This window comes from Flavobacterium sp. FG19 (assembly GCF_057809475.1).
Window position 1 is genome coordinate 1 of sequence record NZ_JBMDKA010000087.1, and the last position, 420, is coordinate 420.

The following is a 420-nucleotide window of genomic DNA, read 5'->3' on the forward strand; positions in this document are numbered from 1 at the left end:
GCAGCAGGACCTGGTACATTTGGCAGTTCAAATGAGGCTGAGTTAGACACAACAGTTGACACGAACTGGAAAGTTTATGTAAGAGATGCTAACAACTGTATTATTGGTACACCTCTTCCAATTGTAATTGAAAGAGATACAGACCCAACAATTGCAGCACCAGCTTTAATTTGTTACACAGGAAGTCCGGTAACAGTTACTGTTACAGGAACAGTTGATGCGGATATTGTTGGAGCTCCAAGCTATAGTGTAGACGGAGGTGCTTTCCAGGCATCGCCAAACTTTACTATCGCTGCTCCGGGTACTTATACCTTTACGATTAAAGACGGAAACGGCTGTACAGATTCAGTTTCATACGAAGTAAAACCAGAATTAGTTTTACAGGCCAATTTAACACAAGATTTAACCTGTGCGGTGAAT

General features: G+C 41.7%; 1 protein-coding gene. It reads left to right on the forward strand.

The window, feature by feature from the left end:
* On the forward strand, window positions 1-420 hold a 420-nt coding region (locus ACODST_RS27850; protein WP_488935353.1), incomplete at both ends, for a hypothetical protein.